This window comes from Dechloromonas hankyongensis (assembly GCF_022012295.1).
In the GTDB taxonomy this organism is placed as follows: Bacteria; Pseudomonadota; Gammaproteobacteria; order Burkholderiales; family Rhodocyclaceae; genus Azonexus; species Azonexus hankyongensis.
The window spans coordinates 1,456,785-1,479,284 of sequence record NZ_JAKLTN010000001.1 but is presented as its reverse complement, the minus strand read 5'-3'; the positions used below and the strand labels follow the sequence as shown (position 1 = coordinate 1,479,284).

Annotated in this window: 23 protein-coding genes and 1 tRNA gene; 6 read left to right on the top strand and 18 right to left on the bottom strand. The window is 62.3% G+C overall.

Annotated elements, in window-relative coordinates; genetic code table 11:
- Nucleotides 1–51: 51 nt before the first annotated feature.
- The 10 genes from LZ012_RS07030 to LZ012_RS06985 all read right to left on the bottom strand — a co-directional run bounded on the left by LZ012_RS07030 (nucleotide 52) and on the right by LZ012_RS06985 (nucleotide 11,178).
- Nucleotides 52–3,246, bottom strand: a complete 3,195-nt coding sequence (locus tag LZ012_RS07030) for a motility hub landmark protein FimV (protein WP_275709009.1) — start codon at nucleotides 3,244–3,246, stop codon at nucleotides 52–54.
- Between the two features lie 159 nt (nucleotides 3,247–3,405).
- Entirely contained in the window at nucleotides 3,406–4,539 is a 1,134-nt protein-coding gene (gene asd, locus LZ012_RS07025; protein WP_275709008.1) for an aspartate-semialdehyde dehydrogenase, read from the bottom strand.
- A gap of 52 nt (nucleotides 4,540–4,591) precedes the next feature.
- A complete protein-coding gene (gene leuB, locus LZ012_RS07020; RefSeq protein WP_275709007.1) occupies nucleotides 4,592–5,647 on the bottom strand; it encodes a 3-isopropylmalate dehydrogenase in 1,056 nt (351 codons plus the stop codon).
- 14 nt (nucleotides 5,648–5,661) lie between these two features.
- Nucleotides 5,662–6,300 (bottom strand): 3-isopropylmalate dehydratase small subunit, encoded by a 639-nt coding sequence (gene leuD / locus LZ012_RS07015; protein ID WP_275709006.1) that lies wholly within the window; start codon nucleotides 6,298–6,300, stop codon nucleotides 5,662–5,664.
- The gene (locus tag LZ012_RS07010) at nucleotides 6,300–6,524 is read right to left on the bottom strand and encodes an entericidin EcnAB (RefSeq protein ID WP_275709005.1); all 225 of its coding nucleotides are present in this window, start codon (nucleotides 6,522–6,524) and stop codon (nucleotides 6,300–6,302) included. The genes leuD and LZ012_RS07010 overlap by 1 nt, the downstream gene beginning before the upstream one ends.
- Before the next feature lie 3 nt (nucleotides 6,525–6,527).
- Nucleotides 6,528–7,934: a 3-isopropylmalate dehydratase large subunit gene (gene leuC / locus LZ012_RS07005; protein WP_275709004.1), complete on the bottom strand. Its 1,407-nt coding sequence runs from the start codon at nucleotides 7,932–7,934 to the stop codon at nucleotides 6,528–6,530.
- 30 nt (nucleotides 7,935–7,964) lie between these two features.
- Nucleotides 7,965–9,152, bottom strand: a complete 1,188-nt coding sequence (locus LZ012_RS07000) for an MFS transporter (protein WP_275709003.1) — start codon at nucleotides 9,150–9,152, stop codon at nucleotides 7,965–7,967.
- A 39-nt stretch (nucleotides 9,153–9,191) separates the two neighbouring features.
- The gene (locus tag LZ012_RS06995) at nucleotides 9,192–9,458 is read right to left on the bottom strand and encodes an HP1242/YdcH family protein (RefSeq protein WP_275709002.1); all 267 of its coding nucleotides are present in this window, start codon (nucleotides 9,456–9,458) and stop codon (nucleotides 9,192–9,194) included.
- Nucleotides 9,459–9,510: 52 nt separating this feature from the next.
- The gene (gene aroC / locus LZ012_RS06990) at nucleotides 9,511–10,611 is read right to left on the bottom strand and encodes a chorismate synthase (protein ID WP_275709001.1); all 1,101 of its coding nucleotides are present in this window, start codon (nucleotides 10,609–10,611) and stop codon (nucleotides 9,511–9,513) included.
- A gap of 117 nt (nucleotides 10,612–10,728) precedes the next feature.
- On the bottom strand, nucleotides 10,729–11,178 hold the full coding sequence (locus tag LZ012_RS06985; protein ID WP_275708999.1) for a CBS domain-containing protein: 450 nt from the start codon (nucleotides 11,176–11,178) through the stop codon (nucleotides 10,729–10,731).
- Nucleotides 11,179–11,445: 267 nt separating this feature from the next.
- On the opposite strand from LZ012_RS06985, the gene LZ012_RS06980 reads away from it, so the two are divergent.
- Nucleotides 11,446–11,751, top strand: a complete 306-nt coding sequence (locus tag LZ012_RS06980; RefSeq protein WP_275708997.1) for a helix-turn-helix domain-containing protein — start codon at nucleotides 11,446–11,448, stop codon at nucleotides 11,749–11,751.
- Nucleotides 11,752–11,791: 40 nt separating this feature from the next.
- Here the strand turns inward: LZ012_RS06980 and LZ012_RS06975 are convergent, their stop codons facing one another.
- On the bottom strand, nucleotides 11,792–12,628 hold the full coding sequence (locus LZ012_RS06975; RefSeq protein WP_275708995.1) for a radical SAM protein: 837 nt from the start codon (nucleotides 12,626–12,628) through the stop codon (nucleotides 11,792–11,794).
- A 43-nt stretch (nucleotides 12,629–12,671) separates the two neighbouring features.
- On the opposite strand from LZ012_RS06975, the gene queD reads away from it, so the two are divergent.
- Both queD and LZ012_RS06965 read left to right on the top strand, forming a co-directional pair.
- Nucleotides 12,672–13,124, top strand: coding sequence for a 6-carboxytetrahydropterin synthase QueD (gene queD, locus LZ012_RS06970; RefSeq protein WP_275709643.1), 453 nt, complete (start codon nucleotides 12,672–12,674; stop codon nucleotides 13,122–13,124).
- Between the two features lie 130 nt (nucleotides 13,125–13,254).
- The gene (locus LZ012_RS06965; protein ID WP_275708993.1) at nucleotides 13,255–14,403 is read left to right on the top strand and encodes a patatin-like phospholipase family protein; all 1,149 of its coding nucleotides are present in this window, start codon (nucleotides 13,255–13,257) and stop codon (nucleotides 14,401–14,403) included.
- A gap of 9 nt (nucleotides 14,404–14,412) precedes the next feature.
- Here the strand turns inward: LZ012_RS06965 and LZ012_RS06960 are convergent.
- Nucleotides 14,413–14,500: transfer RNA gene (locus LZ012_RS06960), tRNA-Ser, on the bottom strand.
- 131 nt (nucleotides 14,501–14,631) lie between these two features.
- On the opposite strand from LZ012_RS06960, the gene LZ012_RS06955 reads away from it, so the two are divergent.
- The gene (locus LZ012_RS06955) at nucleotides 14,632–15,324 is read left to right on the top strand and encodes a Bax inhibitor-1/YccA family protein (RefSeq protein ID WP_275708991.1); all 693 of its coding nucleotides are present in this window, start codon (nucleotides 14,632–14,634) and stop codon (nucleotides 15,322–15,324) included.
- 64 nt (nucleotides 15,325–15,388) lie between these two features.
- Here LZ012_RS06955 and rlmD read toward each other — a convergent pair whose 3' ends face one another.
- Nucleotides 15,389–16,687 (bottom strand): 23S rRNA (uracil(1939)-C(5))-methyltransferase RlmD, encoded by a 1,299-nt coding sequence (gene rlmD, locus LZ012_RS06950; RefSeq protein WP_275708989.1) that lies wholly within the window; start codon nucleotides 16,685–16,687, stop codon nucleotides 15,389–15,391.
- 50 nt (nucleotides 16,688–16,737) lie between these two features.
- Between rlmD and LZ012_RS06945 the strand changes: the two genes are divergently transcribed.
- Together LZ012_RS06945 and LZ012_RS06940 are read left to right on the top strand one after the other, a co-directional pair.
- Nucleotides 16,738–17,214, top strand: coding sequence for a DUF7931 domain-containing protein (locus LZ012_RS06945; protein WP_275708987.1), 477 nt, complete (start codon nucleotides 16,738–16,740; stop codon nucleotides 17,212–17,214).
- A gap of 135 nt (nucleotides 17,215–17,349) precedes the next feature.
- On the top strand, nucleotides 17,350–17,604 hold the full coding sequence (locus LZ012_RS06940; RefSeq protein WP_275708985.1) for a hypothetical protein: 255 nt from the start codon (nucleotides 17,350–17,352) through the stop codon (nucleotides 17,602–17,604).
- Nucleotides 17,605–17,676: 72 nt separating this feature from the next.
- Here the strand turns inward: LZ012_RS06940 and LZ012_RS06935 are convergent, their stop codons facing one another.
- The 5 genes from LZ012_RS06935 to LZ012_RS06915 form a co-directional block, all read right to left on the bottom strand.
- The gene (locus LZ012_RS06935) at nucleotides 17,677–18,444 is read right to left on the bottom strand and encodes an MBL fold metallo-hydrolase (RefSeq protein WP_275708983.1); all 768 of its coding nucleotides are present in this window, start codon (nucleotides 18,442–18,444) and stop codon (nucleotides 17,677–17,679) included.
- Nucleotides 18,441–19,568 carry an outer membrane protein assembly factor BamC gene (bamC, locus tag LZ012_RS06930; RefSeq protein ID WP_275708981.1) on the bottom strand — a complete coding sequence of 376 codons (1,128 nt, stop codon included), beginning with the start codon at nucleotides 19,566–19,568 and terminating at the stop codon, nucleotides 18,441–18,443. The genes LZ012_RS06935 and bamC overlap by 4 nt, the downstream gene beginning before the upstream one ends.
- Before the next feature lie 18 nt (nucleotides 19,569–19,586).
- Nucleotides 19,587–20,465, bottom strand: coding sequence for a 4-hydroxy-tetrahydrodipicolinate synthase (gene dapA, locus LZ012_RS06925; RefSeq protein WP_275708979.1), 879 nt, complete (start codon nucleotides 20,463–20,465; stop codon nucleotides 19,587–19,589).
- A 79-nt stretch (nucleotides 20,466–20,544) separates the two neighbouring features.
- On the bottom strand, nucleotides 20,545–21,516 hold the full coding sequence (tilS, locus tag LZ012_RS06920; protein WP_275708977.1) for a tRNA lysidine(34) synthetase TilS: 972 nt from the start codon (nucleotides 21,514–21,516) through the stop codon (nucleotides 20,545–20,547).
- Nucleotides 21,485–22,453 carry an acetyl-CoA carboxylase carboxyltransferase subunit alpha gene (locus LZ012_RS06915; RefSeq protein ID WP_275708974.1) on the bottom strand — a complete coding sequence of 323 codons (969 nt, stop codon included), beginning with the start codon at nucleotides 22,451–22,453 and terminating at the stop codon, nucleotides 21,485–21,487. The genes tilS and LZ012_RS06915 overlap by 32 nt, the downstream gene beginning before the upstream one ends.
- Between the last annotated feature and the right edge of the window lie 47 nt (nucleotides 22,454–22,500).

The following is a 22,500-nucleotide window of genomic DNA, read 5'->3' as shown; positions in this document are numbered from 1 at the left end:
AAAATGCAGAAGGCCCCTCGCGGGGCCATCTGCCATTCGCAAACCTGAATTCTACCCGCCGATACGGCCAAGTATCGTTTTGGCTTGTTCGACCAGATCGACCGGTCCTTCGCCGACCACTTCCTGCAGCAGTTCACGCGCCCCTTCCAGGTCGCCCATCTCCTCGTAGGCCTTGGCCAGATCCAGCTTGGTATTGACCTCTTCCCATTGCGCATCGCGGGCCGTGGCTTCCGCCGCCGGTTCGAACACCACTGCCGGCTCGGGTGCTGCAGCCAGTTCGGGGGCCACAGCCGGCGCAACCACCTCCCGTAGCTCTTCGACGGGTTCCGGCGGTTCGGCGGACAGGTCGAGATTGATCGAACTGATATCGAAATCCGGGGTAGCCATCGGCTCGCCGAGGAAAACCGAATCGGTCAGCTTGACATCGAATTCAAGCGAATCGGTATCGGTCACGCCGGGATTGACGACGGTACTGGTCAATCTCGCCTCATCCGGTTCGCCATCAAAATTGAGCAGATCGGCACCGCCGACGAAGGTGTCGGTGCCGGCCAGTGGATTGACCACCGTTTGCGTAAAGGGCGACGACGCATCCGCCGACGGCTCGGGACTGGCCGAGGTATCGACGGAGCCGCCCTGACCTTCGACCCCGACCCAGGTTCCCAGACCGACGTCGAAATCGTCATTGACCGAGGCCGACGGCATGACCAGCGTGCCTTCCGGCGAGAAATCCGGGGCCACGGCCGTCGCACTGTCCTGATCGAGCAAAGGTTCCTCAGCAACGTTCAAATCGAAATCGTTGGCCCCCGCCTCAGGTGCCGCGGCTTCGACCGCTTCGGAATCGATCGCCAGCGAAATTTCCGGCACAGCTGCTTCGGACTCGACCACTTCAGCAGCCAGATCGAAATCCAGGGCATCCGTTTCGATGTGTGCCACCGCCTCGTCGGCGGCCGGCTCCTGAGCTTGCGCCGCTTCCTTGAACTCGGGGGCGATGGCGCTCTCGCCAAGATCAAAATCCAGGGTCATGCCATCGTTCGCAGCATCGAGATTATCGGCCAGAGAGACCGGCTCGCTGTCGGCGACAGCCGAGAGTTCGGCCGGTTCCGCCAACAGAACCGCTGTATCCTGCTCGGTGCTGGCGAAGCCGACATCGGGCAACGGCGCCTCGGCTTGTTCAGGCGCCGCGTCGACCACGGCTTCCGGTTCGGCCGCAGCAGTCTCCGGCAGCAACAGCTGCTCGTCTGACGCTTCAGGCTCGACAACCGGGGCGGCTGAAACCGCATGCGCACCCGACGGGTTGTAGAGCGGATTGCTCGGGTCGAGGCTGGCGCCGAGAGCGGCGACTTTTTCCCAGTCCGCACCGACGCCCGCAGTCTGGGCGTACAACTCGCTGGCCAGCGTCTCAAACTGCTTCAGGCTGCGGCGGTTGGCGTAGATTTCCAGCAGCTTGGCGTGGATCGCGGTGCGCTGCGGATCCTTCTGCAGCGCTTCGAGCAGAATTTCTTCAGCCTGGGTGTCGCGGCCGTAGGCCATGTAAACATCGGCTTCGGCGACCGGATCGACCTCGTCTGTGTCGATCGTGCCGGGGCCGGTCTGGCTGAACTCGCCGGTCTGCGGCGGGGTGTTGCCGGTATCGACGCTCTGCCCGCCGGTCATGCGGAAAACGGAATTCGGTCCCAAGCTGGACGGCATAGGTGCCGCCGTGGTTTCCAGCGAAGCGCTTTGCGAACGGCGGCGCTTGAACAACAGATAGCCGGCCAGCAGGGCCAGCACACCACCACCGGCCAAGGGCAGCGGGTCTTCCATCAGCGAATCGACGATGCCTGGTTCCTCGACAGCGGGAGCTGGAGCCGGGGTCGGCGGGGTAACCGCTTTCGGCTTTTCCTCGGGTTTCGGTGCTTCGGCCTTGGGCGGTTCGGCGGGTTTCACTTCTGCAGGCTTCGGTGGCTCGACCGGCTTCGGCTCCTCGACAACCTTGGGTGCTTCGGCAACCTTAGGCGGCTCGACGGCCTTGGGTGCTTCGACGGCCTTCGGCGGCTCAACCGGCTTGGGTGCCGGTTTCGGCTCTTCCTTCTTGGGCGGCTGCTGCAATTCGGCCAACTTCTGGTTCTTCATTTCCAGAAGCTTCTGCAACTCGTTGACATTTTTCTCGAGGACCGCCATGCGCTCCTGGGCATCCTTGAGTGCCTTTTCCTTGGCCAGCTGTTCCGCCGTTTCAGCCGCCTTGGCTGCGGCGCCGCCCTTTGCGGCCGCATCGGTGCGGGCAACCTTGACCTGATCCTTGGCCTGCTCGGCCGGCGCAGCCTTTTCCTCGACTTTCGCGGTGATCTTGCCTGAACTGGACTGGGCACTGCCCTCGTCGGCCTTGGCCGGCGCCTTAGCCGTCGAGGCCGCCAGTTTCTGGCGATAGTTGTTCCAGTCGCCGGTCTGGGCGACATAAATTTTCTTGGCCTCGGCGGGAGACACCGATTCGACAGCCGACTTTTCCGGCACGTTCAGGATGGCGCCGGCCTTCAGGCGATTGACGTTTTCGCCGATGAAGGCATCGGGATTGCGCTGGAACAATCCGACCAGCATCTGTTCGAGGGAAACCCCATCATATTTCGTTTCATCGGCGATCTTGCGTAGCGTTTCGCCTTGGCGGACGACGCGGGCATTTCCCGCCTCGACCTCGGGTTTGGCCTTCGGCTCGGCCGCCACCTTCGGTTGCGGTGCCGGGCGCGGCGCAGCCTTGGCCGGAGCTGCCGGCCGCTCGTCGGCCGCACTGCCGCCGCGCACCGTTTCGACGATGCGCGCCTCAGCCACCGGCCGCGCGGTCTGTTTGGCGGCAATTTCTGGCGGATCGAGCAGGAAGGTGTATTCACGGACCAGGCGACCGGCCGGCCAGTTCAACTCGACCAGCATGTCGAGAAAGGGTTCGTTGATCGGCCTGGAGGAAGTCACCTTAACCACCGCCTGCCCACCCGGGCGTTTTTCGACCGAGAAGCGCAAATCCAGCAGCACGCTGGCGAAATCGACCCCAGCCTGCTTGAAGGCATCCTGCGGCGCGAGGCGCGCGGTCATGCCGGCCAATTCATCCTTCGCCGCGCCAATGTCGAGCTCCGCTCGCAAAGGCTGCCCCAGGCCGGACAAGACGGTCAGTTTGCCAAGTCCCGCCGCCTCCGCGAACCACGGGGCAAGCGACAGACACGAAGCGACGGCCAGCGCTACCGCCCGCTTCTTGAATTGGGTGTGTTTAGTTTCGGTCACAGCGAAACCCTGAGTGTGGAATTTGGGACTTTCAAATTAACATCATGGACTTAGCAATGCAAGCTAAACCTGCTTCTCATTCTTGCCCTTTTGGCATATCCCCAACAAATAAAAAACCGGGGTCGAAGCCCCGGTTTTTTCAGTTGGCCGACAGCCCGATCAGGCGTCGAGCAGGATGCGCAGCATGCGGCGCAGCGGCTCGGCAGCACCCCACAGCAACTGGTCGCCGCACGTGAAGGCAGCGAGGTACTCCGGACCCATCGCCATCTTGTGCAGACGGCCGACCGGCACGGTCAGCGTGCCGGTGACGGCAGCCGGAGTCAGCTCACGCTCGGAGATCTCGCGATCGTTCGGCACAACCTTGGCCCACGGGTTGGCCTTGGCCAGCATGTCGCTGATTTCGTCGAGCGGCACGTTCTTCTTCAGCTTGATGGTCAGCGCCTGGCTGTGGCAGCGCATGGCGCCGATACGCACGCACAGGCCGTCGATGGGGATCGAGCCGGCGGTCTTGAAGGCCGGACGGCCGAGGATCTTGTTGCATTCGGCGCCGCCCTTCCACTCTTCCTTGGACTGGCCGCCCTCGACCGGCACGTCGATCCACGGAATCAGCGAACCGGCGAGCGGGGTGTTGCGGAAGTTCTTCTTCGGGAAGGCATCCGAACGGATGGTCTCGGCAACCTTGCGGTCGATATCGAGAATCGCCGAAGCCGGATCGGCCAGCAGGTCGGCGACGGAGGCGTGGATAGTCCCCATCTGGGCGATCAGTTCGCGCATGTTCTGGGCACCGGCGCCGGAGGCGGCCTGGTAGGTCATCGAGGTGGCCCATTCGATCAGGTCATTCTGGAACAGGCCGCCGAGGCCCATCAGCATCAGGGAAACCGTACAGTTGCCGCCGATCCAGTTCTTGCCGCCCTTGGAGAGGGAGTCCTTGATCACGTTCATGTTGACCGGGTCGAGGATGATCACGGCGTCATCGGCCATGCGCAGTGCTGAGGCGGCATCGATCCAGTGACCGCTCCAGCCGGTGGCACGCAGCTTGGGGAAGACTTCCTTGGTGTAGTCGCCGCCCTGGCAGGTAATGATGATTTCGCATGCCTTCAGCGCATCGATGTTGGATGCGTCCTGCAGCGGCAACGAGGCTTCCTTGCCGCCGAATACCGGAGCCTTGCCACCGGCAGCCGAAGTGGAGAAATACACCGGATCGATGTGGGCGAAATCGCCCTCTTCGACCATACGTTGCATCAGCACGGAACCGACCATGCCACGCCAACCGACCAGACCAACCTTCTTCATGACTTACTCTCCGAATAGAACCTTTATTTAACGCACGAATGCGCGTTTCGGTTTACGCCAATGCAGCCAGCACAGCGTCGCCCATCTCCTTGGTGCCGACCTTGTTGGTACCGCGCTCGTAGATGTCGCCGGTACGATAGCCTTGGGCCAGAACCTTCTTGACGGCGTTTTCGACGCGCTGCGCCTGCTCTTCCAGGTTGAAGGTATAGCGCAGCATCATCGCGGCCGACAGGATGGTGGCCAGCGGATTGGCCACGCCCTTGCCGGCGATATCCGGCGCCGAACCGTGCGACGGTTCGTACATGCCCTTGTTATTGGCATCGAGCGAGGCCGACGGCAGCATGCCGATGGAGCCGGTCAGCATCGACGCCTCGTCGGACAGGATGTCGCCGAACATGTTGCCGGTCACCATCACGTCGAACTGCTTAGGTGCGCGCACCAGTTGCATGGCGGCGTTGTCGACCAGCATGTGGCTGAGTTCGACGTCCGGATAGTCCTTGCTCACTTCGATAATCACGTCGCGCCACAGTTGGGTGGTTTCCAGCACGTTCATCTTGTCCACCGAGCACAGTTTCTTGTTGCGCTTCTGCGCCGCCTGAAAGGCGACATGGCCGATGCGGCGGACTTCCGACTCGATGTACACCATGGTGTTGAAACCGACTCGCTCGCCGTTTTCTTCGCGAATGCCGCGCGGTTGGCCGAAATAGATGTCGCCGGTCAGTTCGCGGACGATCAGGATGTCCAGCCCGGCCACGACTTCCGGCTTCAGGGTCGAGGCATTGGCCAGTTCGGGATAGAGAATGGCCGGACGCAGGTTGGCGAACAGGGACAGATCCTTGCGGATGCCGAGCAGACCGCGCTCAGGGCGCAGTTCGCGGGCCAGGGTGTCCCACTTCGGGCCACCGACGGCGCCGAGCAGGATGGCGTCCGCTTCGGCCGTTAGCTTCTTGGTCGCTTCCGGATAAGGCGTACCGGTGGCGTCGACGGCACCGCCGCCGAGCAGGGCTTCTTCGAGTTCGAATTTGAGGTCCAGCGCCTTCAGAACGCGGACGGCTTCCGCCATGATCTCCGGACCGATGCCGTCACCCGGCAATACACAAATCTTCATTTTTCTTCCTTATATCAGGAGAACAGCCACGGCTGTTCGACGCGGCGCTTGGCCTCGAATTCGCGGATCTTTTCGGCATGGCGCAGGGTCAGGCCGATATCGTCCCAACCATTGAGCAGGCATTCCTTGCGGAAAGCGTCGATCTGGAACGGGATGCCATGGCCGTCGGGGCGAAGCACGGCTTGCGCGGCGAGATCGACCACCAGCTTGTAGCCGGGCGTCGCTTCGACCTGCTTGAACAGCGCTTCGATTTCGGCCGCCGGCAGCACGATGGGCAGGATGCCGTTCTTGAAGCAGTTGTTGAAGAAGATGTCGGCAAAGGACTCGGCGATGATGGCCTTGAAGCCGAAATCGAGCAGGGCCCACGGCGCGTGCTCGCGCGAACTGCCGCAACCGAAATTGGCCCGGGTGAGCAGCACCTCGGCGCCCTGGTAACGCGGCAGATTGAGCACGAAATTCGGATTCTTCGGCCGTTGCGAATTATCCTGCCCCGGCTGACCGACATCCATGTAACGCCACTCGTCGAAGGCATTCGGGCCGAAACCGGAACGCTTGATCGACTTCAGGAACTGCTTCGGAATGATCGCATCGGTATCGACGTTGCTACGGTCGAGCGGTGCCACCAGGCCTTCCAGACGAACGAATTTATCCATTACTCCACCACCTTCTGCACGGCATCGCCACCCTTCTTGATAGCACCGCCGACTGCTTCACCTGTCTTGTTCAGCGCCTCGCCAACCGCCTCGCCCCCTTTGTGCAGGGCTTCGCCGGCCTTTTCGGCACCAATCGCCACATCCTTCTTGACGCCCTGCGCGGTGTTGCAGGCGGCTGAGAGCGCCGCCAGCAGCACGACCAGGACAAAACGCGTACCGCTCATGACCTACAGGACTTCGCGCACGTCCGCAAAACGGCCGGCAATCGCCGCTGCCGCCGCCATCGCCGGGCTGAGCAGGTGCGTGCGCCCGCCGGGCCCCTGGCGACCTTCGAAATTGCGGTTCGACGTCGAGGCGCAGCGCTCACCCGGCTCCAGACGGTCGGCGTTCATGGCCAGACACATCGAGCAGCCCGGCTCGCGCCACTCGAAACCGGCGGCCACGAAGACCTTGTCCAGACCTTCGGCCTCGGCCTGGCGCTTGACCAGGCCGGAGCCCGGCACCGCCAGTGCCAGCTTGACGTTGGCCGCGACATGGCGCCCCTTGAGCACCGCAGCGGCTTCGCGCAGGTCCTCGATGCGGGAATTGGTGCACGACCCGATGAAAACCTTGTCGATGGCGATGTTCTGGATCGGCGTATTCGGATTCAGACCCATGTACTGCAGGGCGCGCTCCATACCTTCGCGCTTGACCGGATCGGCTTCCTTGGCCGGGTCCGGAACCACGGCATCGACCGGAACAACCATTTCGGGCGAGGTGCCCCAGGTCACCTGCGGACGAATATCCTCGGCCTTCAGGGTAACGACGCGGTCGAACTGGGCGCCGGCATCGGAATGCAGGGTGCGCCAGTAGGCGACCGCCTTGTCCCAGGTTTCGCCAGTCGGCGAGAAGGGGCGGCCCTTCAGGTAATTGATCGTGGTGTCATCGACGGCCACGAAGCCGAGACGGGCACCGCCCTCGATGGCCATATTGCACAGGGTCATGCGCCCTTCCATGCTCAGGCCGCGAATGGCGCTGCCGCCGAATTCGATGGCGTAGCCCGTGCCACCAGCCGTGCCGATGGTGCCGATGATGGCCAGCGCGACGTCCTTGGCGGTTACGCCCTTGCCGAGCTTGCCTTCGACGGCGACTAGCATGGTCTTCGACTTCTTCTGCAGCAGGCACTGGGTGGCCAGCACATGCTCGACTTCCGAGGTGCCGATGCCGTGCGCCATGCAGGCGAAGGCGCCGTGCGTCGAGGTATGCGAATCGCCGCAGACGACGGTCATGCCGGGCAGCGTCGCGCCGTTCTCCGGACCGACGACATGGAGGATACCCATGCGCGGATCCTTGAACGGGAAATAGGCCAGGGCACCGACTTCGCGGATGTTGGCATCCAGCGTCTCGACCTGCTGGCGCGAGATCGGGTCCTTGATGCCTTCGTCCCAGTGGTCGGTCGGCGTGTTGTGGTCCGGCGTCGACACGATGGACGAAACGCGCCACGGCTTGCGGCCGGCCAGCTTGAGGCCTTCGAATGCCTGCGGGCTGGTCACTTCGTGAACCAGGTGACGATCGATGTAGAGAAGTGCCGTACCGTCCGCTTCCTGATGGACGACATGGTTCTCCCAGAGCTTGTCGTAAAGGGTCTTCGACATGAAAGGAAAAGTGAGCCGTAAAACGTTGAATTATTGCACAGGATCGGGTTTTTTTACCCTTTCGGCAGCACGCGCCCCGGGCTCGTCGCGAACCCAGCCCCAAATCAGCAACCAACCGACCAGGGCAAACAGCGAACCCAGCGTAAAAGTCCAGCCTGAGCCCAGCCAGTCCCAGGTTCGTCCGCTGATCAGCGCCCCGAGCAGACCGCCGGCACCGAACGACAAACTCGAATAAAGCGCCTGGCCCCGCCCCTGTACCTTGCCCGGAAACCATTGATTGACCGCCGCGATGGCCGAGGCGTGGTAGGCCCCGAAGGTCAGCCCGTGCAGCAACTGGACGACGACCATGATGGCGACCGATTCGACACCCCAGCCCATCAACAGGAAACGCAGCACGGCCGCCGCGAAACAGGCGAGCAGGATGCCGCGCAGCGAGTAGCGTTTGGCCAACCGGGCCATGAACACGAAGACGACGATTTCGGCGACCACGCCGAGCGACCACAACAGACCGACCCCGGTCTTGCTATAGCCATGGGCGTCGAGATGGATGGAATAGAAGACGTAAAACGCGCCATGCGCTGCCGACATGGTAAAGCAGGCCGCCATCAGGGCCATGACCTTGGGCTGGCGCAGGATGTCGCCAATCGGCTGCCCGCCGCAGGCATGATCGACGGGCGGCGCTTCGGGCAAGGTCAGCGCATAGGCGAGGATGCCGAGCAGGATGGTCCAGCACACCCACAGTACGCCGACCGGAGGGGCGACATCGAGCAGAGAGCCGGTCGCCATGACCGCCACGATGAAGCCGACCGATCCCCACAGGCGGATGCGGCTATAGCGGCTCCCGTCGTCGCACAAGTGATCGAAGGTCAGGGTCTCGACCAGCGGCAGCGCGGCGCTCCAGAAGAAGGCCAGAACCGCCATGGCGGCCAGCATGCCGGGCAGCTTGTCGAGCCAGAAGAAGGCCGTAAAACCGGCTAGTCCGATGCAGCCAGCCAGGCGGATGATGGCCAGGCGGTGGCCGAAATGGTCAGCCAGCCAGCCCCACAGGTTGGGGCCGAACAGGCGCATCAACTGCATCTGCGACATCAGCAGGCCAATGTCCCATGCAGAAAAATTCAGCGATTTGAGATAGAGCCCGAAATAGGGCGAAAAGGCGCCAATGAAGGCGAAATAGAAAAAGTAATAGCCCGAGAGGCGCCAGTAAGGCAGAGGATGCATCCGGCAATTCTACCGGATGCGTAGCGGGCAACGGCCGGATCAGGCCTTGGCGTATTGCTGGCCGGCGCGGAAGGCGAGCAGCATGTGGTAAAGCTCGTCCTTCAATTTGACGCGCTGCTTCTTCATGTCTTCCATGGTGAAGTCGGCGACCGGCATGTCGTGCTCTTCCAGATCCTCGACCTTGCCGGTCAGGCGGCTGTAGGTGGCGAACAAGCGGGCGAAATGCGCATTGCCCACCTTCAGCACATGAATCGCCTCATTGAATTCCGGAAAGTCCTGATGGAGATCGTGGTGATCGACTTGCATATTTCCTCCCGTAACGACAACCCGCCCAACGAGCGGCCAAGTGCGACAAATATTACGCGATTTTCCCCGGAATGCGCGGCGTCTGGCAGACGACGTCGCCACACTGGGCGCGATGGCGCAAGGCATGATCGACCAGGACCAGGGCCAGCATCGCTTCGGCAATCGGCGTCGCGCGGATGCCCACGCACGGATCATGACGCCCATGCGTCGCCACCGTGATGGGATTGCCGTGCGTATCGACCGAGCGACGCTCCTGGGCGATCGACGAGGTCGGCTTGATCGCCATGCTCACGACGATTTCCTGGCCGGTGGAAATGCCGCCCAGGACGCCGCCCGCATGATTGCTGGCAAAGCCCTGCGGGGTCATTTCGTCGCCGTGCTCGCTGCCCTTTTGCGCCACCGAGGCGAACCCGGCGCCGATCTCGACGCCCTTGACCGCATTGATGCCCATCATGGCGTAGGCAATTTCGGCGTCGAGCCGGTCATACACCGGCTCGCCCCAGCCCGGCGGCACGCCGGTGGCGGTCACGGTGATCTTGGCACCGACGGAATCCAGCGACTTGCGCAGGTTGTCCATGTAGCTTTCCAGCTGCGGTACGATCGCGGCATTGGGAGCAAAGAAGGCATTGCCGTCGATGTCGTCGGCGGACACGAAGGGAATCTCGATCTCGCCGAGGGCCGACATCCAGCCGCGTATCGTCACGCCATAACGCTCGTTGAGCCACTTGCGGGCAATCGCCCCGGCCGCGACGCGGACTGCCGTCTCGCGGGCCGACGAACGGCCGCCACCGCGATAGTCGCGGAAGCCGTATTTTTGCGTATATGTGTAATCGGCGTGCCCCGGACGGAAAGTCGCGGCAATGTTGCCGTAGTCCTTGCTGCGCTGATCCTGGTTACGGATCAACAGGCCGATCGGCGTACCCGTCGTCTTGCCCTCGAAGACACCGGACAGGATCTCGACGGTATCCGGCTCGCGTCGCTGCGTCACATGGCGCGACGTTCCCGGTTTGCGCTTGTCCAGTTCGGCCTGGATATCCGCCTCGCACAAGGCCAGCCCCGGCGGACAGCCATCGACCACGCAGCCAATGGCCGGGCCATGCGACTCTCCGAACGAGGTAACGGTAAACGAGGTGCCAAAAGTATTGCCGGACATGGGGAGACTTGGATGCTTTGGAAACGAGGCAGTTTATCACGCCTGCAACATCTCCGTTTTTGCCGCCCCATAAAGGACAAGGGCGGCCAAGGCCGCCCTTCGTAAAGCGTGAAGCGCTCAGGCCGCAGGCGTTCCTTCCGGCCAGTTCTTGATATAGCTCTTCAGCATCTTGTTTTCGAAACTCTGTTCCTCAAGTACGGCCTTGGCCACATCGAGGAAGGAAATGACCCCCATCAGGGTGCCGCCATCGACCACCGGCAGGTAGCGCGAGCGCTTTTCGATCATCAGGCCGCGCAGCTCATTCACTTCCATCGCCGGATAGACGGTGACCGGGTCCTTGACCATCACGTCGCCGACCGTCAGGCCGTCCGGACTGGAACCATGCTGACGGAGCGCCATGAGCACTTCGCGGAAGGTCAGCATACCGACCATCTTGCCGCCATCCATGACAACCAGCGAGCCGACGTCGAGATCCGCCATGGAGTCGATGGCAACTGCCAGCGCCTGCTGCGGCGTGACCGTATACAGCGCCCCGCCCTTGACGCGAAGGATTTCCCGAACCTGCATGTTGCTCTCCAGACTTGACGAATGATTGATGCGAACGATCTTAGAACATCCCTGCAAATTCTGAAAGAACGCCCCTCCCGCCGCGGTGTCTTATGAGTACAACAAATCTCATCTGGCATCAAAAAAACTATCGGCGTATTTAACAAATTTAATCAATTTCGAACTTGCATAACGTCATAGTCATATATATACTTAGCCATATTACCTAAGTCATACTGCGCTACGATGCTTGGGTAAGCCAATTACGTTAGCGTATGGAGAATGGATATGAGCACTGTCAAGACAATCGAAAAAATCGACGCCCGCGAAATCCGTCGCAAGCTTGGTCTGAACCAGCAACAATTCTGGTCCACGCTGGGCGTGACGCAGAGCGGCGGTTCCCGCTACGAAAGCGGCCGCAACATGCCGAAGCCGGTTCGCGAGCTGCTGCGCCTGGTGCACGTCGAACAAGTCGACATCAAGAGCATCAAGCGTGACGACTGGGAAGTGGTCGAGTACCTGAAGTCTCAGGAACCGGAACTGTTCAAGTCCCTGAAGAAGTCGGCACGTAGCCACGCCAAAAAAGCGGCCTGATTTTGCCCCGGCAACAGGGCAAGGCCAGCATCAGCGGGCATCACGGGGTAACAATGACCCGGATGCCCGTTTCTTTTTCGATCTGACGCCCGAAGGCGGTCAGCTCATCCGGCGTCACCGCAGCGAGGCGGGGCGCAGCGGGTTGTTGTGACGGCCGGGCCAGGCCGTAGAGATGCACTCCCTGCAACTTGCCGGACACCTGGCGCAGCAAATCGCAATAGGCTTGCCGCGACTCATCCGACGGCACCTTGCCATCCAGACTGAACCAGCAGGTCTGCACCCAGGTCGGCGCCAAATCGGCGCATAGCTGCAGGTTTTTCAGAACTTTGTCCTGGCTGCCGGGAACGCCGTTGATTTCGGCCACCTCGGCATCGAGCGCCCGATCCACCTTGAACCAGACTTCGCCGCCGCACTCGGCCAGCAGCCGGATGCCAGCCTGCACCTGCGGACGATGCAGCAAACTGCCATTGGTAATCAGCCGAACCGGCAATTTTCCCCGCAAGCCGCAATGCTCGAGTACGTCAGCCACAGCAGCTATCGCTTCAGGGAACTCGGCTGCGCTCGTCGGCTCGCCATTGCCGGAAAACGCCACGTCCATCAGGCGGCGCGCCTCCGGCGGCACGTGGCGGGTCATGAAATCGCCGTGCAGCACATCGCGCAGGAAAGTCTCCAGTTCCCGCTCCAGACGCGGCAGATCGAGCGGCGGCGGCCCGCCGCGCGTCAGATTGTCGACCTGGCAATACAGGCAGGCCCAGTTGCAGGCGTTATTGGGGTTGAGATTGATGCCGATCGACACCCCCCCGGCGCGGCGCGACACAACGGGATACACATAGAGCAGGCCGGCACTGTCCCGGCTGTGATCATCGGTGGTAAGCATGGCGCATTGTATAATCCGCGACCGCCTTGTCGAGCAATACACCATGTTGATTACCCGCCGCCTCGAATTCGATGCCGGGCACCGCATCCCCGATCATAAGAGCCAGTGCCGCCACCTGCACGGGCACCGTTACGTTATCGAGATCACCCTCGCCGGCGACATCATCAACAAGGCGGGCGACGCCGCCAACGGGATGGTGATGGATTTTTCGCAGGTCAAGGACTTGGCCAAGCAGCACCTGGTCGACGCCTGGGATCACGCCTTCCTCGCCTTCGTTGGTGACAAGGCCGTCGTCGATTTCCTGGCTACCCTGCCCGAGCACAAGACGGTCCTGCTTGACTGCATCCCGACCGCCGAAAACCTGGCCCGCCTAGCCTTTGAGCGCCTCGACGCGGTCTATCGCGACACCTACGGCAATCACCTGCACTTGCAACAGGTCAGGCTCTACGAAACGCCCAACTGCTGGGCCGACGCGCTGCGCCCGGCTGCCGATTGAGTCAACACGGCACCCCCTCTATACTGCGGTAAAACAGCACCTGCCTGATCAGGTGCTCCGGAGGGGACATGCGGAATAAGACCAGCAAGAACCGCACAGAAAAACTCGACTTGCCGAAAGGCCAGCCGAGATGAATTCAACGCCGGACGCCAAGCGCAAGACTGCCCTCGTCCTGACCGGCGGCGGCGCCCGGGCCGCCTATCAGGTCGGCGTGCTGCTCGCCGTCGCCAAACTGTCCAGCAACCGGCGGCACAACCCCTTCCCCATCCTGTGCGGCACTTCGGCCGGGGCCATCAACGTCACCAGCATCGCCTGCCTGGCCGACAACTTCAGCAAAGCGGTTTCCGTGCTCGCCACGTTCTGGCGCAACATGCACGCCGACCATATATACCGGGCCGACCCGGTCGGCATCGGTCTTTCCGCCACCCACTGGCTGTCGGCCCTGACCATGGGTTGGCTCTTTCACAACCCGCCGCGCTCGCTGCTCGATAACGCGCCGCTGCGTCAGTTGTTGAGTCAGCACCTCGATTTCCGCGGCATCGCCCAATCGATTGCCAAAGGCGCCCTGCATGCGGTCAGCGTATCCGCCTCCGGCTACGAATCCGGCGACAACATCAATTTCTTCCAAGGCCACTCCAGCGCCGAACCGTGGCGCCGGGTGCAACGCATCGGCATCCGCGCCCAGATCACCGTCGACCACCTGCTCGCATCCAGCGCCATCCCCTTCATTTTTCCGGCAACCAAAATCCACCGCGAGTACTTCGGCGACGGATCGATGCGCCAGCTGGCGCCCATTTCGCCGGCCATACACCTGGGCGCCGAACGCATCCTGATCGTCGGCGCCGGGCGCCGGAACGAACACCAGGACCGGCGACGTGTCGATAGCCATCCGTCGCTCGCCCAGATCGCCGGCCACGCCTTGTCCACCATCTTCCTCGACAGCCTTGCCGTGGACATCGAGCGCATGCAGCGCATCAATCGGACACTCGACGCCATCCCGCCGGACATCCGCAGCCATAGCGACATCCCGCTGCGTCCGATCCGTTCGCTGATCATTTCGCCGTCCGAGCGCCTCGAGCGCATTGCCGTCGAGCACGCCCATACCTTGCCCTGGGCAATGAAAATGATGCTTGGCGGTATCGGGGGAATGAGCCGGCGCAACGGGACGCTGACCAGCTATTTGCTGTTCGAGAAGCCCTACACCCAGGCCCTGATCGACCTGGGATACGCCGACACGATGGCGCGTTCGACTGAAGTCGGGGATTTTCTCGATCTCTGAGAGAGAATTTGGCGGGTCCGGTGAGATTCGAACTCACGATGCTTTTCAGCACGCCGGTTTTCAAGACCGGTGCATTCAACCGCTCTGCCACAGACCCGGCGGCGCGCATGATAGCACAGTCACGGCGCCGCGTATTTCGCGCCGGGCGCGGCCGGGCGGAGCGTTGAAACTTCTCGTCCACTCCGTTAGTCTTATCCTTTGATGAAATAACTGAAGGAGATGTCCTGCATGAACACCAATTTCGAGATGGCCCGCCAGAATTCCTCGGAAATCGCGCTGGAGCAGAATCGCGTCCTGCGCAACACCTATATGCTGCTCGGCCTGTCGATGATTCCGACAGTCCTCGGCGCATTGGCCGGCATCCAGATGGGGTTCAGCTTCTTGGCCGGCAGCCCGATGATGTCCTTCCTGCTCTTCCTCGGCATTGCGTGGGGCTTCATGTGGGGCATCGAGAAGAACAAGAATAGCGGCCTGGGCGTTGCCCTGCTGCTCGGCTTCACGTTCTTCATGGGCTTGATGCTGTCGCGTATCCTGCAAGTGGCGCTAGGCTTTTCCAATGGCGGATCGATGATCGCCCTGGCCGCTGGCGGCACGGGCGCCATCTTCTTCACGCTGTCGTCGATTGCCGCAGTTAGCAAGCGGGATTTCACCGGCATGGGCAAGTTCCTGTTTGCCGGCATGATCCTCATCCTGCTCGCCGCCGTCGCTAATATCTTCTTCCAGATCCCTGCGCTGTCGCTGACCATCGCCGTTGCCGCCGTCGGCATCTTCTCGGCCTACATCCTGTACGACATCAGCCGTATCGTTCAGGGTGGCGAAACCAACTACGTCAGCGCGACGCTGGCGGTCTATCTCGATATCTACAATGTTTTCGTCAGCCTGCTGCAGTTGATCATGGCCTTCACCGGCGAGCGCGACTGAGCAAGTCCTATCGGAAACTTCAAGGGCGGCCGAGGCCGCCCTTGACGTTTCCGGCAATCCTGTTTCAGTCTCGCTCGAATACGGCAATCGACTCGACGTGAGCCGTATGCGGGAACATGTTGATCGCCCCCGCCGCAACGAAGCGATAGCCCTTGAGCGAAACCAGAACGGCGGCATCGCGGGCCAGCGTCGCCGGGTTGCACGACACATAGACGATGCGCCGGGGCGAATTCGCCCCCAGTGCCTTGACCAGTTCGATCGCCCCTTCGCGTGGCGGATCGATCAGCATCTTGTCGAAATGCCCCAGCTTGCCCATCGACTCTTCGGTGCAGTCGAACAGGTTGGCGACGCCGAATTCGACGCGGTCGCCCAGGCCGTTGGCCAGCGCACTCTCCCGCCCCCGCTTGACCAGGGCGGGACTTCCTTCCACGCCGAGCGCTGTCGCCCCGGAGCGGGCAATCGGCAAGGTGAAGTTGCCCAAACCGCAGAACATGTCGGCAATCCTCTCGCCCGGCTGCGGCTCGAGCAGCCCCAAGGCGCGACGCACCAGGATGCGATTGACGGCATGGTTGACCTGGGTAAAGTCGGTCGGCCGGAAATCGAGTTCCAGCCCGAATTCCGGCAAGGTGTACGACAGCCGCGGCCCATCGACCGGGTAGAAACGATAGGCCGAATCAGGCCCCTTGGGCTGCAGGTAGAAAATGACCTGGTAGCGATCGGCAAAAGCGCGCAGTAGCTTTTCATCGGCCGCCGTCAGCGCCTGTAGGATGCGCAGTACCAGCGCCGTGCAATGCTCGCCGACCGCCAGTTCCAGTTGCGGCATGCGCTCGGCAATCGACAGGGCGGCGATCAGTTCGCGCAAGGGCACCAGCATGGCTGAAACGTGCGGCGGCAGGATGGCGCAGGTTTTCATATCGGCGATATAGCTGCTGCGCTTTTCGTGGAAGCCGATCAGCATGCCGCCCTTGCGCTCCACCTTGCGCACGGCAAAACGTGCCCGATGACGATAGCCCCAAGGCTCGCCGTGGATGGGAGGCAGCATGGTCTGCGGCCGGACCCGGCCGATGTGCCACAGACTGTCTTCGAGGACGCGCTGCTTGGCGGCAACCTGGGCCGACGGTTCCATATGCTGCATGGCGCAGCCGCCGCAGATGCCGAAATGCGGACAACGCGGCTGGACGCGCACGGTCGACGGTTTCAGCACGCCGACCAGATGCGCCAGTTCATAGTTGGGCTTGCGCCGGAAGCTGGCGTAGTCAACCGTTTCGCCGGGCAGCGCACCATCGACGAAGATGGCCTTGCCTTCCTGGCGGGTGATGCCTCTCGCCTCGTGGTCCAGCGATTCGATAATCCCGATGGGCACGGTCGACTCCGAAAAAGCGCGAATTCTATCAATCGGTTACACTAAGCGCCATGGCTCGCGAACTGATTACATCCTGGATGGACTATCAGACGGCAATTGACCGTTTGCTGGCCATCGCCAGCCAAAAGATCTGGATTTATGACGAAGATCTAGTCACCCTGAAACTGGACGACGCGCCCCGCCTCGCCCATCTCAAACGGCTGCTGTCCGCCGCCCACTCTGACGTTCTGCGCATTGCGCTGCGCAACGGCTCGCCGCTGCGCCAGCAGCACCCGTTGCTGCAAAACCTGCTCACCACCTACGGCCACGTCGCCGCTGCCCAGGAAACCCCGGCCCAACTGGCCCACCTGCGTGACAGCATGATTATTGTTGACGATAAATACGGTCTGATTCGCTTCGAACGCGACATGGCGCGCAGCAAACTATTGATCGACGAAGCCGACGAATTGCGCCCCTATTTGCTGAAATTCCGCGAAATATGGGCCGAAGGCGGCGAACGCATCACCAGTTCGACGGTAGGACTCTGATACTCGCCTGCCATTCTGCAGCGCAACAAACGCCGCCTCAGCTCATAAAATATTGTTATAATCGTGTGCTGATCGGGTAGCTCCTGATCTCCGATAAATTAAGATTTTGTTGGTTCTTGTCGATAAGGAAATCCCATGACTAAGTCTATTCTCGTTGCTGCCCTGCTGGCTGTTGCCCTGACCGCTTGTGGTAAGAAGGAAGAAGCTGCTCCGGCCGCCGCTCCGGCTCCGGCTGCTGCCCCGGCTCCGGCTGCTGCCGCTCCGGCCGCCCCGGCTGAAGCTGCCAAGCCGGCTGAAGCCGCTGCTCCGGCTGCTGCCCCGGCCGCTCCGGCTGATGCCAAGCCGGCTGAAGCCGCTCCGGCTGCCCCGGCCGCTGCTGACAAGAAGTAATTCTTCCAGCACAGCAACAACAAAAAACGGGGCCTTGGCCCCGTTTTTTGTTGCCTGAAGGTTTTTATCGACCTAGCTCAGGCAGCACCAATCAAATCCCTGTTCCTGCGAGGCCACCAAAATGTTTCCGGGTAGGCCGCCGGGCAGCGCATCGAGAATACTTTGCACCAGTTCCGGCTGATTGTTGCGTTCGCTCAGGTGGGCCGCCACCAGATGCTGCAGCCGGGAACAGTCGATGCGACCCAGCAAGGCCGCCGCAACCTCGTTTTCCAGATGCCCGAGACGCCCGGCAATCCGCCGCTTTAGCGAGAGCGGATAGGCCGAACGGGCCAGTTGTCCGGCATCGTGATTGAATTCAAGAACCAGCCCGTCACAGCCGGAAAGCATCGCGCAGACATGCGCTGTCGGCTCACCAATGTCGGTCAGCACGCCCAGACGCCGCTCGCCGGCACAAAACACGTATTGCACCGGTTCGCGCGCATCGTGCGGCACCGGAAAGGGATGAATGTTGAAATCGCCGACGGCAAAAGGCAGATGGCTGTCGATGATGCGCAGATCGAGCCCGGCCCGCTCCTGCCGGCAGCCGATCCAGGTGCCATGGGTTATCCAGACTGGCAACCCATGTTTGCGCGCCAGACGGAATACCCCGCCGACGTGATCGCCATGCTCATGGGTGACCACGATTCCAGCCAAGTCAGCGGGTTGCTTGCCGAGGCGCAGCATGCGGGCCGCGGTTTCCCGCAACCCGAAGCCGCAATCGAGCATCAGGCAGGTCGCCCCGGACTCGACGAGTAGCGCGTTGCCCGCGCTACCGCTGCCGAGCGAGGCAAAACGTATCACTGCAACTGCTGGAGGAGCAGCGCGAGAATCTTCTTCGAGGTTTCCGACTTGTCGGTACCGCCTTCGGCCGACAGTACCTTGACGACGCTCTGCTGGCTGTCTTCGCTCACGTGGATGCGGTACTGGGCGTTGGTATTGACCGGCGCATCGCTCTTCCAGAAAGCCAGCTTGGACAACAGACCGGTGTCCTTCTTGCTGCGGTTGTCGGCATCCGGATCGACGTAACGGACGAAATACAGGCCGCGCGAACGATCGCGGTCCTCGACGGTAAAGCCGACGCGGTCCAGGGCCAGACCGACGCGACGCCAGGCGCGGTCGAAGCGTTCGTACACCTCTAGGGTGCCGGCACCGTCATCCGACTTGGCCAGCTTGGCCTTCGGCTCGGCCTTGACGGAAGCCAGCGAAGCTTCGGCCCGCTTTTCCTCGGAACCGAGGCGGACCATCAAGCGGCGCAGCATTTCGGCTTCCAGCTCGGGATCGGCAGCGCGCGGCTGCCAGCGGGTATCGTCCTTGGCCGACGAGGTATAGACCTCTTCCATGGCGCGATGGCTGATGAAGATGTCGGTGGTGCCCGGCGTGGCACCCGGCTCGAAGCGGGTGCGGAACTTGTCGCGCTCGCCGGTCGAATACAGCGAATCGAGCAGGCGGCCGAGGGTGTTGCGGAGGAAATCCTGGCCGATCTTGGCGCGGTTTTCCGCCCAGTCGGTTTCCATCACGCCCGCTTCCGGACGCTCGACGTTGATGATAAAGCCGGTTTCCTGCCAGAAATCCTTGACCGTATCCCACAGCTTGTCGGCCGGCGCGGCAACGACCAGCCAGCGCTGGTTGCCGGAACGCTCGACGCGCACCTTGTCGACTTCGGGCAGGACGACGGAGTTTTGCGCCTGGGCCTGTGGCGTGCGGTCTGCACTGTAGGCCGAGAAGGTGGCGCTGCCCTTGCCGGCGGCATCGGGCACCAGGTACTTGTCGTCGCGGGCGATCTGCGACAGATCGGGCGGAATTTCCAGCGTCGGCGCCTTGCCGGCGGACTTGTATTCGATCTTGCGCGAATCGGGAAGCATACTGCACCCGGCCAGCGCCACGGCGAGCAGGGATAGGGAGAGGCCGGAAAGCCGACGATTCATGTTTCTTGTACTCCGGGGTCAGGCGATCAGACCGGCCTGGCGCAGTGCAGCCAGAACGCGAGGCTGGCTGGCCTCGGACAGGGTGGTCAGGGGCAGGCGGATGCCGTTGGGCATCAGGCCGAGCTTGTGTACTGCCCACTTGACCGGAATCGGGTTGGCTTCGCAGAACAGGTCGCGGTGCAGGCCGACCAGCTTGAAGTGGATCTCGCGGGCCTTGGCCATGTCGCCATTGCGGGCAGCGACGCACATCTCGTGCATCAGGCGCGGCGCGACGTTGGCGGTCACCGAGATGTCGCCATGGAAGCCGAGGGCAATGGTCGCCACGGCCGTCATGTCGTCGCCGGTGTACAGCGCGAAATCCTTGGGCGCGCGGGCGATCAGGTCGCAGGCACGATCCAGGTTACCGGTGGCGTCCTTGACGCCGACGATGCCCGGAACCTCGGCCAGACGCAGGATGGTGTCGTTGGCCATGTCGGCCACGGTACGGCCCGGCACGTTGTAGAGCAGGATCGGCAGTTCGACGGCTTCGGCAATCGCCTTGAAATGGCGATACATGCCTTCCTGGGTCGGCCGGTTGTAATACGGCACGACGGACAGCGACATGTCGGCGCCCGCCTTCTTGGCGAACTCGGTCAGCTCAATGGCTTCCGAGGTCGAATTGCCGCCGGTGCCGGCGATGACCGGGATACGGCCGGCGATGTGATTTACCGCAACCTTGATCAGCTCGCAATGCTCCTCGACATTGACCGTCGGCGATTCACCGGTCGTGCCGACGACCACGACGGCATCGGTGCCTTCCTGCACGTGGAAATCGAGCAGATTGCGGAAGGAGTTCAAATCGAGGCTGCCATCCTCATGCATGGGCGTAACGATGGCGACAATGGATCCGGTAATCATGGCCTGTATATGAAAAAAATAATTCTTTGATTGTAACTGAAGCCCATTCGCCGCGGAAAGGCGCTTGGTAACAGTTTGTTTATTTTCCAGGCACCCAATGGAGCCGGCCACCCGCGACCTGCATTTTGCCGTCCGGCAGCTGCAGTTCCGGATGGCGATCGGGGGCTGCAGAGTGCAGTTGGCGGGCGAATTCGTCCAGACGGGAAGCGACGGGAACCTGCCAGCCCAGGCAACGCAGGCGATAACGCAACAGATTCTTGAGGCGAGGCACAGTCAGGCGGCGCAACCCGGCCATGGCTGCTGAGGCTCCGTCACCGACCTGCTGCCAGTCGAGTTCGGCCAGTTCGTCGAGCAGCGCTGCCGCCTCGGCGAAATTGGCAGCGGCCTGTGCCAGCGACGCCTCGGCGGCCGGAAAGCGCCGGCTCAGGCCGACCAGCGCTTCATGGCGCAGGTAGTTGCGCGTCAATGCCGTATCGGCATTGCTTTCGTCGGTGATCCAGTCCAGCCCGGAGGCCTCGGCGTAGGCTTCAATGTCGCGGCGCGGGATGTCGAGCAGAGGCCGCAGCAGGCGCAGTCCGCCTCGGGTCCGTTCGACGGGAATGCCGGCCGCCCCGGTCACCCCGGCGCCGCGCAACAGATTAAAGAGTACGGTTTCCGCCTGGTCGCCGCGATGGTGGGCGAGCAGCAGGCTGCCTGGCGCGGCGTCGGCGAAAACGGCGTAGCGGGCCCGGCGGGCGGCCGCTTCGAGGCCAAGCCCCGTTGCGCGGTCTATCGTGACCTCATGAATGGAGAGCGGCACCCCCAGGCGGCGGCAGTAATCACTGCAGAAGGCCGCCCAGGCGTCGGCATTGGGCGACAGGCCGTGATGGACGTGGATGGCCTGCAGTTGCCCGACCCGCTGCAGCCCGGCCAGGATATGGAGCAGCACCACCGAATCGCAGCCGCCGGACAATCCGACTGCCAGCGGCGCATCCGGCGCGAGGCGGGCGGCGAGAAAAGCGCCGACCCGCTGCGGCAGATCAACTGACGGGCTGTTCCTTGAAGCGGCCATAGCTCATCAGCCGCTCGTAGCGGGCCTCCAGCAGTTCGCCGGTGGACAGCCCGGAAAGCTGCTTCAGCGCGTCCTGCAGGGCCTTCTTGAGGTTTTGCGCCATGGCGGCATGGTCGCGATGGGCGCCGCCGAGCGGCTCGTTGACCACCCTATCAACCAAGCCCAGCGTCTTCAGGCGCTGTGCGGTGATGCCCATGGTTTCGGCCGCTTCAGGCGCTTTTTCGGCGCTCTTCCACAGGATGGAAGCGCAACCTTCCGGCGAAATGACTGAATAGGTCGAATACTGCAGCATCTGCACGGTATCGCCGACGGCGATGGCCAGCGCGCCGCCGGACCCCCCCTCGCCGATGATGGTGACGATGACCGGCACCTTCAGTTCGGCCATCACGTACAGGTTGCGGCCGATCGCCTCGGACTGGCCGCGCTCCTCGGCGTCGATGCCGGGATAGGCGCCTGGCGTGTCGACGAAGGTCATCACCGGAATGCCGAATTTCTCGGCCAGCTTCATCAGGCGAAGGGCCTTGCGATAGCCTTCCGGACGCGGCATGCCGAAGTTGCGGTAGATCTTTTCCTTGGTATCGCGCCCCTTCTGGTGGCCGATGACCATCACCGGCTGCCCGTTGAAGCGGGCCAGACCGCCGACGATGGCATGATCGTCGGCAAAGGCGCGGTCGCCATGCATCTCTTCGAAATCGGTGAAGATCAGCGACAGGTAATCCAGGGTGTAGGGGCGCTGCGGATGGCGCGCCACCTGGGAAATCTGCCACGGCGACAGCTTGGCGTAGATATCCTTGGTCAGCTGGCCACTCTTCTTTTCCAGGCGGTCGATTTCTTCGGAGATATCGACGGCCGAATCGTCCTGCACGAAGCGCAGCTCTTCGATCTTGGCTTCAAGGTCGGCAATGGATTGCTCGAAGTCGAGGAAACTTGTTTTCATGGACTGCTCGGTTGCTAAGTTGGGCCGCATTTTACCCCAAAGCAGGA